We start from the raw sequence: 16250 nt of genomic DNA on the forward strand, positions 1-16250 counted from the left end.
CCCAGGAATTAAGGGTCGTCGTTTCACTCCTCAAAATCTGACGAAAAATCTAAAGAGAAAATCTTATAAAAATCCGTCCAATCAGTTCAATCCGTTCAATCCGTGGTCGAAATAAGTGGTATTTGTTTAAGAATACAAACTCAGGAATAAGTCGGTGAAAATAAATTTTGGCCATTATTTTTAAAATTTTGGCCAGAATTTTTCGAATTCTGGCCAAAATTCATTTTCGTGTCTTATCTGACAACCTTCCTTGCTTTACCTTTTTGATCCACTTCGATGAGCAAACCGTTGGCAGTTGTTGTGCGGCGGCGTCCCTGCAGATCATAGAGAGCGGAGGGCTCGGCGGGCGAAGCACTCATTCCTTCAATGCCCGAAGGCTTGCCCAGTTCGTCAACGACCCCGTAGATAGGCATCATCACTCCACCCCATTCATCGAGGATGTCCATACCCTTGGCCTTGATGATATAGGCCTGGTAGTAACCGGGACTCTCAGGCTCGGTGATACGGTGCCATGCACCATCGTCACGCAACAGGTAACTGCCGGCGGCGGCCCTGATGCTCGACTTGAAGAAGCCCGTGATATTGTTCTTTCCGCGGTTGACGGGGGTACGACGGGCATCACCATATACATAATAGGTCACATCCTTCTGGTCGGCTATAAAGATATAGGCCATACCGGGCTCGGCCTCTTCCACCTCCTGCAGGGCAATATGCTGGTAGTCGGCCATCAGACCGGCAATCTCGTAGAGTTTCATACCCTTTGGCACACGATAGGCATAGGGCAGACAGATGGTGCCCCATCCGGGGGCGACCGTCTTCTTGATGAGCGGATGGAAAAGCAGACGGAAGTCGGTGGCGCACCACCATCCTTCGCGCTTGTCGCCGGTATTGGTGGATGCGTCATCGTATTTCACGCCATAGCTGCGCCATGCATTATCAACGGCACCTTTCTTCGAGCCCTTGAAACCGATGGTCACCTGACCGTCTTCAGCCACATAGACTGGAGTAGAGGTCATGGTCTGCCAGGCCGAGATGGTATTGGGAATATCCAGGTAGTCGCGTTTCAGAGTTGGGGTTTCGGATGATTCTGAATTTTCTGATTTATCCGAAGACACTACTTTAATATATCCGTGCTGGTCGCTGAGACAGTTGTGTTCGGTCAGGGCCTTGCACTCCAGCACATAGAGGCCTTCGGGCAGGTTGCTGACGGTTTGGCGTATCTCCATGGTCTGCTGTTCGCCCTCGGAAGCACTGATTCCGCTCCACCAGGCATTCCAGCAGGTGAGGTTTTCCTTCGTAGCCGTGCGCTGATCGCCCTTGGTATAAGTACCCACCTTCACTTCCCAGCCGTCGGTAGCACTGAAACTGGGCGATTTAGGCTGCGTAGCGGCTTCGGCGAGGGGCAGGAAGTCGTTGAGCATGTGTTGCAAGTTCCAGCGGGCATTGTTGATCTCGTCGGCAGAAACGGCACTGGAGGCCTCTTCCATGGCCTGCTGCAACAGCTCGCGCCCGTCGAAGTCCCAGTCGGCCACGGCACGTGCAACGATGAGCAGCGAGTCGATGGCCTGCTTGTTGACAATGGCCTGCTGCATGTTTTCCATGGCCTGGGTGATGGTGAAGAGGAGGTCTTCGGGGGAGAGGGAGGAGTGATGGGGTGAATGGGCGATTTGGGTTGAATGGGCAATTTGGGCAATTTGGGGTGAATGGGCCTGTGGGGCGGGTCCGGTTTGTTGCGACTGAGTCGCAACGGAGAGGATGGCCTGCAGTTCGGCATTCAGGGCGGGCAGCTGGGTGTTCCATTCCATCAGCATCTGTGCCTGCTTGCGGGTTTGTTCAATACCGTCGGCAATGGCCTCTTCGCGTGTGGGGAACAGGCGGTACAGTTCCATATCGCCCAACTGGGCTGTTCCGCCCAGCCAACGGAAGGCCAGTACAGCCTCGTTGTGACTCTCAGTATTGAAAATGGCCTGCTGCGTGGTCCAGAAGGTCTTGTTGGCCAGGGTGAGACGGTTCTTCTCGTTGTTCTCATCCCCCTTCGGACGAGTCACCACCTTGATATATTCACCCGCATTCTGACCGCCCATGCGAAACACGTAGTCGGCACCCGGTACCACCTCAAAGGCAGTGAGCAGAGAGGCCTCGTTGGTCTTGCCCTGATCGCCCAGGCACTGGAGGAAATAGCCATCGGTGAGTGCTTTCGGATAGACGCCGAACCAAGTCGGTGAGAGGGGTTGTCCCTGTCCGTTAGTCCATCCATAGAGACCCATACGGAAGTCGCCATTGGGCAACACATTACCGCCCACAAAGCACAGTTTTCCTTCACCCATATCGATGGGCTCGCCAGGTTCCATATCCTCTGAGCTCCAGTAGTCGCGACCGCTGAAACTACGTATATGCAGACGATAGCGGGTACCGTCGGTATAGCTGTCGTCAATGAGTGAGTAGTCGGCTTCGGCATCCTCCGGCTTCACCGTCTGCCACACCTGCCAGGCACCGTTCGGCTCTTTGCGCAGCACCTCCATCAACTGGTTGTACTCACCGTCGTAGTCGTGCCAGGTGATGGTGGCCTTGCCTGCAGCTGTGTTTACACGGAAGTCGCGATAGCCGCCACGCATTTTGGGCAGGTTGGGCACCTTCTCATAGCTCTTGTTATAGCCCATGCCCGAAAGCATGTTGGCATATTTCTTACCGGCCTGCGTGAGCGAGCCGCCACTATATAGCTTGCCTTTCGACTCGCTGTTCCAGTAGAAATAGCGCTCTACATAGCCATAGCTGTTCAGTTTGTTGTAGATCTGTTCCACCGCCCAGGCAATGTCGCCATCGGTTTTTCCGCTTTCAAAGGCACCGTTATTGTTCCATGAAGCGCCCCAGATCCATTCCGATATCCACAGCGGGCGCTTGTATTTCGAATGCATGGTTCCCAGGTTGTTGAAGTTGTCGATGAGCCAGTAGCAGTGCAGATCGACCAGGTCGCATCGCCAGCCACGTGCATCGATACTGTCGAGGAACTGTTTGATGAAGCCCGAGCCGTCGGTATAGTCGCTGCCGTCCCATGACGAGGGCGAGCAGAGGCGCATTCCGGTGCGCATCAGGTTTTGCCAGTTGTTAAGAATAGTAGTGAGCGACTGCGGATTATCGTCCGACGAGTTGCGGGGCTCGTTGTTGGTCTTCATGTGAGCCGACCACGTGACCTTTCCGCAGGCAGCCGATGAAGGATAGTCCTCGTAGATATGATTAGGCACACACTCCACGTCGGGATTCATGTCGCGACCGGTGTCCCATCCGTAGCAGCTGATGACGTTGAGGGCATCGCAGGCCGAGCCATCGGTATTGCTGGCCAGGCCTTTCTTGCCGGCGGTGTTCCATTTAAAGATTCGGTAGCTGGAGATTTTTCCGTCGAGAATCTGTGGCAGTGTGGCAAACTCCAGGTCTTCGTTGTTGGCAATAAAGCAACGCTGATAGCCGTAGCCGCTTTTCTGGGTGGCGAAGGTCACCATATAGCCGCGCTTGAGTCGGAACGAGCGGATGCGGTTGTTCAGTTTCTGGTCAGTGAGCGTCACCATATAGCCGCCATCGTTCTCCAGTCCGAAGTCGCTGCACTTTTCGCCTTGGAAGTTCTGTTCGCTATAGACGGTGAGAGGCTTGTCGGTAGAGGCGTAAGGCAGAATCATGGCACCGCGGGTACCATATAGACGCACCTGACAGTTCACATTATTCTTGGCCACGGCGCCCTTGATTTTCACACGGTTAGCCAATAGCGATGCGATGACCTTTGAGGGTTTTACGCGCTCAATGATGAGCACAGCATGGTCGGTATTCACGATGTTCACCACGCCATCGTCGGCAAAGGGAGTCTCACCGTTCACCACATAATCGATATCGGTGGTCAGTTCGACGGCAGTAGTCACCTGACTGACGGTTTCTTTCGTGTTGGCAGCCCATAGGCTCAGGGCAGACAAAGAGGCCAGTCCCCAACAACAGAGCATTCGTTTCAATTGCATATTGTTTTGATTTATAATTAGTGTCTTGTGCGTGCAAAGATAAGGAAAATATGCTAAAAATGATATAAATCAAGTCTAAATTGATGTACAATGGCACTTTTTTTTAAAAAAAATAGCCGTTATTTTAAAAAAATTCCTACTTTTGCAATGATTAATCGCTGTATAAATAAATACTTCACAGCTACTAGCACTGAACAACCATATTTATTTAGATAATAATATTATTATTTACTAACTTTATTTACTTATGAAAAAACTATTACTTTTCGCAATGGGTGCAATGATGGCATCGCCATTATTGGCACAGGAAGTGGATGTAACAAGTTACATCAAGAATGCGGGATTCGATGAGGACCTGACGTTCCAGGCTGACGGAACCATGAAGGAGAAAGCTTCACAGCAGTCACTGAGTGACCGTAGCTGGGCCTTTATCGCTGCCGACAGTACCGTTTATGCCCGTCCAAAAGAGACCAGCTCGCAGACCCGCGCCGACGGTCGCAAACTGGAAGCCGTGAACGGATTTGCCGGTCGTATCAATGGATGGAAGTACATTGGTGCTGACTTCCCCAAGTGTGAGTGGACCTATTTTGGCAGTGTCGCCTATGACTTGGGCGAGACTGCAGTGCCCATCGCCGACGACGGAACAACCTATCTGCTTGTTCCTGCCCGTCCTCAGAACGGAGAGTTCGAAGCTGGCGAAGGCTTTGTCTATCTGCGTGCCGGATGGGGCGGAAAAGCTATCTACAGACAGGATGTTAACCTTCCCCCTGCAAGATATCGCTTGGAGTACTGGACTATCAACATCAATCCTAACACTACTCAGACGGCTACTGACCTGACACAGATCACCTGTCGCCGCGATGTGTTCAAGGATGAGGAGGGTACCGGTTTGCAGAATCAGGAGTGGACCAAGCATGAGTTCGAGTTCGACGCTACTGCCAGCTTCACCATGCAGTTCGGCTATCAGGCTGCCAACGCCGGTTCTGGCGGTATGCCTATCGTAGGCCTCGACGGTATCAAGCTGTACAAGATTGGCGAGGTGGATCCCGAGGAACTGATCAATGCCGACCTGAACGCTATGGCTGACAGTCTTACCGAGCAGAGCACAATTGCCGATGATGCAGGTATGAAAGGATTGGCTGCTGAAATCTATGGCTATTCACAGGACCTCAGCGATATCATCGACGATGGCACAATGGACCAAAAAGAGGCTGCCCTGAAAGATGTTATCGAGAAACTGGCTTACTTCAAGGAAGCTATTGCTGCTGCTGAAAAACTGGATGCCATTGTGCTGCAGTTGCAAGCTATTTCCGACAAGTATAACTTCCCTGGAAAGAATGCCTTCGATGAAGCTGTTCTCCGTATCACCAATTATTTCGAGAATGGAACTTCTGCACAGATTTTCGGTGCTGAGGAAGAGGCCAAGAATGCTATCAAGGCTTACGTATTCTCACAGAATGCTTCAGCTGAAGCTCCTGCCAACTACACCCTCCTGATTCAGAATCCCTGGTTCATCAAGTCAAATCTTGAGCCTACTCTCAATGATGGTGTAGCTGAGTATGAGAACGCTTACACCGCAGGCAGCAGCAGCGACGACTTCACCAGCGAGGGCTGGTACAAGAGCGGTGAGTTCACTGGCGGTGACCAGCGTCTGAACTTTGCTCAGGGCCGTAGCTGCTGGAACGCTTGGGGTAGCAACATCACTACTATCGGTATTGCACAGGATCTGACCGACCTGCCTAACGGTTACTACACCGTGAAGGGTGATCTGATCACTCAGGCCGACTGGGTAAGCGATCAGCATGTATATGCTATCAGCGAACTGGGTACCTTCAAGTCAGGCGCTCTTACAAGTGGTGACTGGGCTGACTCTAACGATGGTCTCTGGAGCACACTTGCTGCTGAGAAAGTACTCGTTACCAATGGTAAGCTGACTATCGGTGCTATGGGTTCTGGCCTTGGCATAGGCGGTTCTGCCGGCTGGTTCTGCGCTACCAACTTCCAGCTGGAATATCTGGGCGAAGCCGGTGCTGATGCCCTGAAGGCTCTGCTGCAGAGCAAGCTCGACGCTGCTACCGCAATGGTTGACACCATGCACTTCGCTGCCGACAAGAAGGCTCTGAACGACAGCATTGCCAAGTTCAAAGGCTCTTCTGACTATGCTCCTGCTATTGCAGGCATGAACGCTGCCCTCGACGAGGCTGTGAAGAGTGAGAACAAATATGCTGAGTACTGGATGAACGGCAAGACCCTGCCCACCCTGCGTGACTCACTGAAGACTGAAGGCGCTTATGGCGCTGCCAAGGAACTGGTAGAGTTCGCTTACAACTATGCTATGAACTGGCTGAAGAGTGACAGCGCTTCTTATAAGAACATCGATGCTGAGGTAAACCTGACCAAGAACTACGTGAACAACTACGCTCCCGTATTCAACGAGGCTGCTGAACTGGCTGCTAAGTCTTCTAACCAAGGCAAGGACTACCTGGAGACTATGATGAACCACCAGAAGGAACAGCTGCTGATCAAGATGCAGGACGAGACCGTCGTAAACACCTACGTAAGCAAGCTGAAGGCTGCTATCGCTCTGGTAGAGATGCAGAACATCGCTGACGACAAGGATGCTACCGACTTCACTGCATTCATCATCAACCCGAACGCTGAGGGTACCGACGGATGGAACATCGAAAAGGGTAACGGCGACGGCCCAATCAAGACCTCTGGTCAGTGGATGGACGACAGCAAAGCTCCTTTCTTCGATTCTTGGAACGGCAACGGTCTGAGCGGTCACAGAGTTTCTCAGGATATCGCTTCTCTGCCTAACGGTACTTACACACTGGGTGTATATGCACGTACTCCTGCCGAGGGTGCTTACCTGTTCACTAAGGTTGATAATGACACTGTCTTCGTTGAGATTCCTCTCTACACCTATACAGAAATTGATAGTGAGACACAAGAAGAGGTTGAAAAGGTTGCCAGCGATTCTCACGGTCCAGTATGGGAAGAGGCTAAAGCAAAGATCGACGAACTGTCTGAGGAAGATGACGAATATGCTTACTACTATGCTATTGCACAGGCTAACGGCGGTATTGGCCGCGGCTGGCAGCATCTAGAGATCAAGGATATCGTAGTTACTGACCACAAGCTGACTATCGGCTTCCTGGCTGGTGGCGAGGCTTTCGGTACTGAGAAGACATTTGCCGGTTCTTGGTACAGCGTAAACGGTTTCACCCTGACTCGCACCGCTGAAGGCAATAACGATGGCTGGGCTGGTCCTATCGCCGACGGTATTGAGAATGTGAAGAACAACGCAGTTGCTCTGGATGGCATCTACACTCTGAACGGTGTACGTGCAGCCAAACTGCAGCGTGGTTTGAACATCGTGATCAAGAATGGCAAGGCCATGAAGGTAATTGTGAAATAACATACTCTCTTATAGTCCTGTGCGCTCGCAGCGAGCGCACAGGACTATTCAAAAAATCAGAATAATCGGAATAATCGGAAAATTCAGAATAATCAGAGTATTCAGAGTATTCAGAATAATCAGAATAATCAGAAAATTCAGAATAATCAGAATATTCAGAATAATCAGAATAATCAGAGCAATCTGAACAATCAGAGCAATCAAAGCTCTAACAGAAACTGGCAGCTCTCCGGGCAGCCCACCAAAGAAGAAAACAACGAAAGCCACCTTATATATATAGCGCGTACGCGCGAGGAAAGGCTTCTTAAGATAAAGACTATTGAGGAGATAGTGACTATAGTACCTATAGTACCTATAGTTCCTATAGTTCCTATAGAAAAAATAAAAAAAACAACAAGAATAAAATACAAATAACTTATCAAAACGTATGAATAACCACTTTACTCTACTGGCCAGGCGAACCTGTATGGGATTCTGTATGGCCATTGTTTGTGGAGGATTCACCGCCTGTAAGGACGATTATGATCTGGACGATGAGGGTAACTATCCCTCTTGGCTGGGTGGCAGCATTTACGAAACGCTGCAAAATCCAGAAATGGTGAACACCGACGAAAAGGTCATTCTCTCGGGAACCTTCAAAAACTACTTGCGGCTCATCGACGATTTGGGGTATGACGAGACATTGGCAAAAACTGGTTCGAAAACCATTTTCCCTGCTAATGACGAGGCTTTTGAGCGTTTCTTTGCCAACAACCAATGGGGAGTGAAAAGCTATGAGGAACTGACAGAGCCCATGAAGAAACAACTGCTCTATGCCTCAATGCTCGACAACACATTGTTGGTGGAAATGCTTTCGAACATTCCCAACGACAACACCTCAGTAACTCAGGGCCAAGCCATGAAACACCAGACGGCTGCCAATATTATTGACACCATCTCCTTCTGGAACACAGAGGAAAAAATGCCCAAGAACAATAGTTACTGGACAAAATATATAGACCGCGGTATTCACCTGGTAATGGACGCCACCCGTCCGATGATGGTGCATTTCACCGAGGAACAGATGACCACCAACGCTATCACCACACAGGGAAAGAACAGCGACTTTGAGGTGATCACCGGTACGCCTTATAACGCACAGGAACATTCGGCCTACATTTTCCGTAACAAGATTATCGGTCCCGATGTGACCTGTAAGAACGGCTATATACACCAGATGCAGGACGTTCTGGTGCCACCGGGAAACCTGGCAGAGCTGATTCGCAACAATGGCGAGAGCAACCTGTTCAGCCGTATGCTCGACCGTTTCTCCGCCCCCTACAAGAACATGGGTGTTACGAAGAACTACAACGACTATGCCCAGGCCAACAACCTGGCACTGGTAGATACCATCTTCGAGATGCGCTATATGAGTGTGTACTCACAGGGCGACTCTCTGAACAAGGACCCCAACGGCATCAACTTCCCCGAACTGTTGCCTTACGATCCAGGATGGAACAACTATAACAATGGTACGGGCGAGAACAGCTATAAGGATATTGCAGCCATGTTCGTGCCTACCGATGACGCACTGGCCAACTTCTTCCTGCCCGGCGGCGAGGGTGAGTTCCTGATCAAACAGTTCGGCAAACAGGCCAACACACTTGGAAACCTGTCTGAGAACATCGACTCTATCCCCTTGAAGAACATCAACCAGCTGGTGAGCAACCTGATGAAGAAATCGTTCGTGAACACCGTTCCTTCAAAGTTCGGACACGTGATGGACGAAGCCAGCGACCCCATGGGCCTCTCGCTTGACGTGATCAACAAGAACGCCGACGGTTCGTTCGACGTGAAGATTGCCAACAATGGTGTGGCCTATATGCTGAACAAGATGTTTGCTCCACCCTCACTGGTGGCCGTATCAGCTCCTGTCACACTGAAGGACAACATGAAGGTGATGAACGAGGCAGTGTATGACGGTAAGACCCGTAATGTGATTAAACTGGGTCTGAACTACTATGCCTATCTGCTGGCCATGAGCGCCAACTACGCTTTCTTCATTCCTACCGACGAGGCTTTTGCCACCTATTATGTGGACCCTGCCTACCTGAAGGAGAGTCAGCCCCGCGCCCTGAAGTTCTACTGGCAGAACAAGACTCCTTACCTGTTCTGTGAGCAGTATGAGTACGACCCCGTGAACAAGACCATTGGTAATCTGATTCCAAAGTCTGTTTCGGCTTCGGAATACAAGTCACAGCTCATCGATATTCTGAACTACCACACCGTGGTACTCGGCAACGGCGAGACCATTGGTTCGAATGGCAACAAATACTATAAGACCAAGCACGGCGGTGCCATCTGTTATATCCATAACAACGAGAAGGTGCCCACTACCGACGGCAAGGTGATCTATAAAGGCGGTACCGTTACTGGCGGCGCTCCCATTGACGGCGACATTGTACTGCCCAACGTGACAGAAGCCGAGAACAAGCAGAACGGTGTGGCCTATACGCTGGACCACATTATTCAGGCTCCACAGCAGTCGGTGCTCAACGTACTGCAGGACAACACGCAGTTCAGTGAGTTCCTGAAACTGTGTAACTGGCATATTGACACCACCGATGAAGACTTCAGCATAGAAGACCTGATGGAGTTTGCCAGCGACAAACTGGTGAAGGAGAGCAATATCACCCACAAAAAGGGTATGGATGCCTATCGCACCTTCATTGCCAAAGGTGGTCTGACCGACAATGTGAACTATTTCAACACCTATAACTACACTGTTTATGCGCCTAACGACAATGCCATGCAGACCGCTTACGGACTGGGACTGCCCACTTGGAACGACGTGAAAGCCGTTTACGACGTATGGTCAGAACAGTGGAAGAACGAGAAAGCAGAAGGCAAGAAGACCGGTTCGTTCAGCGAGGATGTACAGAATGCCCGCAACCAAGTGCTGGCCATGGTGGAGGAAATCAACACCTTCGTGCGCTATCACTTCCAGGACAACTCGGTATTTGCCGACAATGTAGTGGAGAGTGGTGAGTATCCCACCGCTACTTCCGATACACTGGGTATTCGCCAGAAACTGAACGTGAGTGGCGGCAGCAACAAACTGGTGGTCAAAGACCGTCGCGGTCAGACCATCACCATCAACGCCAATGATGCCAGCCACTTGTCGAATGCACTGACACGTGACTACATATTCACCAATCATGCCATCTCAACCTCATCGTTTGCCACTGTCCATGAAATCAGCACTCCACTGAACACCCATACCAACCGCGGTGTGGCCGGACAGGACAATGGTCGCTATGACTTTATGTGGAAGGCCAAGGGAGCTGCTGCCCGACTGAACAAATTCAGGAAGCAGTACGAGAGCTACTTATGGAAACGATATATTAAGGATTGAAAAATGGAAATTAAGAACCTAAAAGATTGAAGACATTATGAAACGACTGATATTATTCATATTTTCATTTTTTAATCTGATGATGGCCATGGCCCAGGAAGTGCGCGTCTCTGGTACGGTGAGCGACGACATGGGTCCTATCATGATGTGTAACGTGGTCGAGATAGACAACAACAACCGTATCGTGTCGAACGTACAGACCGACTTCAACGGTAACTTCTCGATGACGGTAAAGAATGCCAAGAACAAACTGAAGATATCGTATGTGGGCTACAAGACTCAGGTGCTGCCCATCGGCACACGCACCAAGTTCAATGTAGTGATGAAAGATGCCACTCAGATTCAGGAAGTAACAGTTACCGCTAAGCGTAAGTTCAACAGCGGCGGTCTGGCCATTCCCGAACGTGAGGTTTCAGTAGCCGCACAGACTTTCAACATGAGTGAAGTGGAAGGTCTGGCCTTCACCTCTGCCGACGAGGCCCTGCAGGGTCAGATTGCCGGTCTGGACATTGTGGCCAATTCAGGTAACCTGGGTGCCGGTACTTCCATGCGCCTGCGTGGTGTGACCACCATCAACGGTTCGTCAGAACCCCTGATCGTTGTTGACGACAATATCTTCGACAACCCCGACGAGAACTTCGACTTCCAGAACGCCAATGAGGAGACCTATGCCTCACTGCTCTCTGTGAACCCCTCCGACATTGAGGATATCCAGGTACTGAAGGATGCTGCCGCTACGGCCATCTGGGGTTCGCGCGGTGCCAACGGTGTGATCAGCATCCGTACCAAGCGCGGCGCCCGCGGTGCTACCAAGGTTGACTATTCGCTGCGTGTGCAGGCCTCTTGGCAGCCAAAGGGCTACAACCTACTGAATGGTGACGACTACACCATGATGCTGAAGGAGATGTACTACAATCCTGCTCAGAGTGCTAACGCCACTACAAACATCAACGAGATTAACTACAACAAGTCGTGGGCAGAGTTTGAGAACTGGAACAACAACACCGACTGGGTGAAGGAAGTGACACAAACGGGCATCAGCCAGTATCACTACCTGACCATCACCGGTGGTGGTGAGAAGGCCAACTTCCGTATCTCGGCCGGTTACGACCACCAGAACGGTACCATTATCAAGCAGACCCTGGACCGCTTTACCACTAAGCTGGCCTTGGACTACTTCGTTTCTGACCGTATCAAGTTCTCGACAACCTTCCCCCTGACCTATACAGCCAACAACCGCAACTATGACGACAACATTCTGGGACGCGCACAGACCACGGCTCCAAACATGAGTGTATATCGTCAGAATGCCGACGGTACAGACACCGACGAGTATTACATCATGCTGCCTTCGGGCGAGAACAATGAAATCGGTTCAAGTGTGGCAGGCACCTCAGCCAAGCAACTGAGCGATATTCGTTCAAAGGGTAACCCTGTGGCTATTGCCAATCAGGCCTGGCGCAAGGAGAAAACCTATCGCATCTCGCCTGAGTTCAAGATTGACTATGAGCTGTTAGGCAAGAGCGACGACAAGACCCGACTGAAATATACCGGTCTTGTTTATATCGACATCTTCTCAAAGAGCGAGCCTAAATACTGGCCCGGCTCACTGAACACCGACGGATGGACCTCAAGCGACTACAACAAGTCACAGGTATATGACTATAACTCACTGGCACTGACCACCCGTCATCAGCTGACCTTCGTTCCTCATTTCAACAACGAGGACATCAAGGCACAGATGCTGGCCAAGTGGGAACTGATTACCGGCAACGATAACAGCCAGAACGTGGTGACAGAGAACGTGCCCAACGGCACCACCTCACCCACCCTCGACACCTACCTTTCAGGCATGTCAACAGGCAACGGCCAGTGGCGCTCCATGTCAATGGTCTATACCGGTCACTTTGCCTATAAGGAGCGTTACATCCTCGGTCCGTCACTGCGTGCCGACGGTACTACAAAGTTTGGTGACTCTAAGAAATGGGGCTGGTTCCCCGGATTGTCAGCAAAATGGATTATCGGTGACGAACCGTTCATGAAATGGATGAAGCCTGTGGTCTCTACCCTCGCCTTCCGTCCTTCTTGGGGTATCGTAGGCCGTCAGCCAGGATCTCAGTACCTGCAGTATGCCAAGTATAACACTTCGGGTGTTTACGGTAACGTCAGCAATACCCGTCCTGTTACCTACCTAGAGGGTCTGCAGCTGAACAAACTGAAATGGGAGCGTACCACACAGATCAACTTGGGTGGTGACTTCGGATTCCTGAACGACCGTATCACCGGCGACTTCAACTACTATTTCAAACGCACCCGCGACCTGCTGATGTCGGGCGTACGCATTCCATCAACCGCCGGTTACACCTCACTGGCTTGGGCCAACGTGGGCGAGATGACCAACAAGGGTTGGGAACTGAACATTCAGGCCAACAAGTTCATCAAAGTGGGCAAGTTCAGTGCATCGGCCAACTTCAATATCTCTCAGAACTTCAATGAGATTACTGAAATGGACGAGAGCGTGCTGGAAAGCATCAACTCTACTTGGGACTCGAGCAAGCGCGGTCAGTACCTGAACCGTATTCAGAAGGGCAACCCACTCGGTTCTATCTATGGTCTGCGCTATAAGGGCGTTTATCAGTACACCTATGAATACCTGACCAACCTGAAGAAACGCAATGGTTGGGATGGCGAGCAGCTGCGCAACTTCATCAACAACGAGTTCCTGCCCAGCGGCAAGACAGCTCCTATCGCCATCGACAACAACGGACAGGTGATGATGGACTCAAGGGGGCTGCCCATCCGCATGGTTTACAACTATAGCGGCAGTGGCGATGATGCCTACAAGTTCCAGGGTGGTGATGCCATCTATGAGGACGTGAACAACGACGGACAGATCAACTCGCTGGATATCGTTTATCTGGGCAACTCGAACCCCCACTTCAATGGCGGTTTCGGTTTCAACCTCCAGTATGCTGACTGGTCACTGAAAACCAGCTTCAACTATCGTGAGGGTATCAAGATTGTGAACTCAGCGAAGATGAACCTGGAACAGATGTTCAATGCCTACAACCAGAGCTCGGCTGTAAACTGGCGCTGGCGTAAGAACGGCGATGTGACCACCATACCACGCGCCATGTTTGACACAGGTTGGAACTTCCTGGGCAGCGACCGATACGTAGAGGATGCATCTTTCATCCGTATGAGCTATGTACAGTTGAGCTATAACTTCAACAAGAAACTGCTCAAGCCTCTTGGCCTGCGCCGTCTGACAGCCAGTCTGTCGGGACAGAACCTGCTCTGCTTCAGCAAGTACAGCGGCACCGACCCTGAACACTCACCCGGTTCGTGGGGTATTGCCTACGATAACTCGCAGACTCCACGTTCTAAGTCAGTAACTTTCAACCTGCAGGTGGGATTCTAATGATAGACTCTCCCCCGGCCCCTCTCTATGAGGGAGGGGAGTAGATAGAAGGGGAAATTCATCTATCGTTTAAAAATAAATAAGAAATAAACATTGTAATAATTAATCAAGTATTGATTATGAAAAAATATATCACAAAAAAACTCAAGGAATCACTCAGTCGCCGAGTCTTTTCACTCCCCTCCCTCGCAGGGAGGGGCTGGGGGAGAGTCTTGGGGTTAGGTCTTCTGGCCATGACCATGACTTCCTGCAATGATTTCCTTACCATATATCCCACCGACCGCATTGTGGGTCAGGACTTCTGGAAAACGAAGTCGGACGTGGACCAGATGGTTGACGGTGTTTATAAAAGCATGCTCGACTACTCTATCCAGACACGTGCCATCATGTGGGGAGCCTATCGCTCCGACGAACTGGTGAAGCGCAGTGATTTGAGCGACCAGACTCTCGATAATATCGATGCTGTGAACCTGTTGCCTACCATGAGCTATTGCTCGTGGAGTGCCTTCTATCACGTTATCAACAACTGTAATGTGGTGTTGAAGCATGCGCCTGAGGTGATGGAGGAAGACCCCGAGTTCACTCAGGGCGACTATCAGACAGTTCGCGCACAGATGCTGTCACTTCGCTCATTGTGCTATTTCTATCTGGTACGTGCCTTCCGCGATGTTCCCTATATGGAGGAAGCCATCGAGGACGACAGTCAGATTGAACCGGTGGCTCAGAGCACGCCCGCTGTGGTACTGCAGCACTGTATAGACGACCTGAACGAGGCCCTGCCCTACCTAATGAAGAGCGGTGCCTTCGGCTATGGCGACTGGCGCAACTACGGATATATCACCCGCGATGCCGCTAACGCCCTGTTGGCTGATATCTATCTGTGGCGTGCTGCAATGACACACAGTAAGAGCGACTACCAGCAAGTAGTCACTTTGACCGAACGTGTGATTACTGCCAAGGATGAGTATTTCAAAGCCAACAGTACTTCCAGCAACATCGGTACTGGTTTTGTAGATCGCTACCACTTACTGGAAGAATATATGTACATGTACATCTTCACCAGAGGAAATGCCCCTGAGAGCATTCTGGAATGGCAGTACAACGGTCGCAACAATGCTAATACGGCCATTCGCGACTATTATTATAATAATGATGAGAAGGAGCGCAAGAACAGTATTGTCATGGCTTCGCCCGTGTTCAACTCTGCGGCCGACAATGCCGATACCGAACAGGGACAGAAAATCTATCTCTCGACCAACGATTACCGCATGTGGAACAATGTGTATGATGCCGGCGAGGCTGAAGCTGAACAACTGGGCGTTCGCAAGATGGTGACCACAAGTCCGCAACCCATGCTGGAGAATACCTCAAAGACCTACAGTCGTGATTTCAAGGAATTCCAGCAAAACTGGGTGGTATATCGCCTGACCGATGTGATGCTGATGCAGGCCGAAGCTCTTGTGGAACTGGCCACCGACGATACTGATCAGGCTACACTGCAGAAAGCCTTCGACCTGGTTGACGCCGTGAACAAGCGCGCCATGACCGAAAATGCTACCGATGTGCTCGACTTCACCAAATACAACACCAAGGAGAAGATGGAAGTGCTGGTACTCAACGAGCGTGAGCGTGAGCTCTGCTTCGAGGGCAAGCGCTGGTTCGACTTGTTGCGCTATAGCTATCGCCACATGACAGGTACCGACATCAACAGCCTGATGGCCGATCAGACCGTATGGCCCGAGACCTATCAGCCCATGCTGAAAATGATTGTCCGCAAATACGGCGATGGCGGTCTGGGAGCTGCTGTCTATAAGATGAAGACAGAGCCCTTCTTCTACTGGCCAATTCAAGAGTCTGAAACGAAGGTGAACAGCCTGCTGAAACAGAACCCCGTGTGGGAGCAGGAGAAGAGCACTTCGAAGAATTAAAGACCCTCCCCTCGCTCGGCCGTAGGACGCTCGCAAGGCGAGAACCCCTCCCTGGAGGGAGGGGAATGGATATTATAACAAAATA

General features: G+C 50.9%; 5 protein-coding genes. 4 read left to right on the plus strand and 1 reads right to left on the minus strand.

From position 1 onward, the window contains the following. Window positions 1-233 precede the first annotated feature (233 nt). Window positions 234-4001, minus strand: coding sequence for a glycosyl hydrolase (locus L6475_RS14355; protein ID WP_237821218.1), 3768 nt, complete (start codon window positions 3999-4001; stop codon window positions 234-236). 247 nt (window positions 4002-4248) lie between these two features. Here L6475_RS14355 and L6475_RS14360 point away from each other — a divergent pair, with 247 nt between their 5' ends. The 4 genes from L6475_RS14360 to L6475_RS14375 all read left to right on the plus strand — a co-directional run bounded on the left by L6475_RS14360 (window position 4249) and on the right by L6475_RS14375 (window position 16165). Next, the gene (locus tag L6475_RS14360; RefSeq protein WP_237821220.1) at window positions 4249-7422 is read left to right on the plus strand and encodes a hypothetical protein; all 3174 of its coding nucleotides are present in this window, start codon (window positions 4249-4251) and stop codon (window positions 7420-7422) included. Between the two features lie 427 nt (window positions 7423-7849). Beyond that, a complete protein-coding gene (locus L6475_RS14365; RefSeq protein WP_237821222.1) occupies window positions 7850-10816 on the plus strand; it encodes a fasciclin domain-containing protein in 2967 nt (988 codons plus the stop codon). A 37-nt stretch (window positions 10817-10853) separates the two neighbouring features. After that, complete coding sequence (locus L6475_RS14370) at window positions 10854-14237, plus strand: SusC/RagA family TonB-linked outer membrane protein (protein WP_237821224.1); 3384 nt, start codon at window positions 10854-10856, stop codon at window positions 14235-14237. Window positions 14238-14356: 119 nt separating this feature from the next. Next, complete coding sequence (locus tag L6475_RS14375) at window positions 14357-16165, plus strand: RagB/SusD family nutrient uptake outer membrane protein (RefSeq protein ID WP_237821226.1); 1809 nt, start codon at window positions 14357-14359, stop codon at window positions 16163-16165. Window positions 16166-16250: the final 85 nt, after the last annotated feature.

This window comes from Prevotella sp. E9-3 (assembly GCF_022024015.1).
Lineage (GTDB): Bacteria > Bacteroidota > Bacteroidia > Bacteroidales > Bacteroidaceae > Prevotella.